Source organism: Xenorhabdus mauleonii (assembly GCF_900113945.1).
Lineage (GTDB): Bacteria > Pseudomonadota > Gammaproteobacteria > Enterobacterales > Enterobacteriaceae > Xenorhabdus > Xenorhabdus mauleonii.
On sequence record NZ_FORG01000055.1, the window covers coordinates 4,115 to 5,498 of the forward strand.

The 1,384-nt window shown below is 53.9% G+C and carries 2 rRNA genes (1 of these 2 only partly in view); both read left to right on the forward strand.

Annotated features, from left to right (window positions below):
- Positions 1 to 1,182: ribosomal RNA gene (locus BM100_RS21725) — 23S ribosomal RNA — on the forward strand; it begins 1,275 nt to the left of the window's first position.
- Positions 1,183 to 1,266: 84 nt separating this feature from the next.
- Positions 1,267 to 1,382 (forward strand): 5S ribosomal RNA (gene rrf / locus BM100_RS21730).
- Positions 1,383 to 1,384 lie beyond the last annotated feature (2 nt).

A 1,384-nucleotide genomic window follows, 5' to 3' on the forward strand; every position in this document is an offset into this window, starting at 1 on the left:
TGACGTGCTCCCGGAGCCGAGGCCAGTCGCAGATACCAGCTGGCTGCAACTGTTTAATAAAAACACAGCACTGTGCAAACACGAAAGTGGACGTATACGGTGTGACGCCTGCCCGGTGCTGGAAGGTTAATTGATGGGGTTAGCGGCAACGCGAAGCTCTTGATCGAAGCCCCAGTAAACGGCGGCCGTAACTATAACGGTCCTAAGGTAGCGAAATTCCTTGTCGGGTAAGTTCCGACCTGCACGAATGGCGTAATGATGGCCAGGCTGTCTCCACCCGAGACTCAGTGAAATTGAACTCGCTGTGAAGATGCAGTGTACCCGCGGCAAGACGGAAAGACCCCGTGAACCTTTACTATAGCTTGACACTGAACCTTGAGCCTTGATGTGTAGGATAGGTGGGAGGCTTTGAAGTGTGGACGCCAGTCTGCATGGAGCCATCCTTGAAATACCACCCTTGAATGTTTGATGTTCTAACGTAGGCCCGTTATCCGGGTTGCGGACAGTGTCTGGTGGGTAGTTTGACTGGGGCGGTCTCCTCCCAAAGCGTAACGGAGGAGCACGAAGGTTAGCTAATCACGGTCGGACATCGTGAGGTTAGTGCAAAGGCATAAGCTAGCTTGACTGCGAGAGTGACGGCTCGAGCAGGTACGAAAGTAGGTCTTAGTGATCCGGTGGTTCTGAATGGAAGGGCCATCGCTCAACGGATAAAAGGTACTCCGGGGATAACAGGCTGATACCGCCCAAGAGTTCATATCGACGGCGGTGTTTGGCACCTCGATGTCGGCTCATCACATCCTGGGGCTGAAGTAGGTCCCAAGGGTACGGCTGTTCGCCGTTTAAAGTGGTACGCGAGCTGGGTTTAGAACGTCGTGAGACAGTTCGGTCCCTATCTGCCGTGGGCGTTGGAAGATTGAAAGGGGCTGCTCCTAGTACGAGAGGACCGGAGTGGACGCACCACTGGTGTTCGGGTTGTCATGCCAATGGCACTGCCCGGTAGCTAAGTGCGGAAGAGATAACCGCTGAAAGCATCTAAGCGGGAAACTTGCCTTGAGATGAGTCTTCCCTTGTCCCTTGAGGACACTGAAGGAGCGTTCGAGACGAGGACGTGGATAGGCTGGGTGTGTAAGCGTTGCGAGACGTTGAGCTAACCAGTACTAATGAACCGTGAGGCTTAACCTGACAACACCGAAGGTGTTTTATGGGGTTTTTGAGACGAGACATTCAGAGAAGAGACAGCTTGTTCGGGATTGAAAACAGGATTTGTCTGGCGGCAATAGCGCGGTGGTCCCACCTGACCCCATGCCGAACTCAGCAGTGAAACGCCGTAGCGCCGATGGTAGTGTGGGGTCTCCCCATGTGAGAGTAGGACACTGCCAGACAT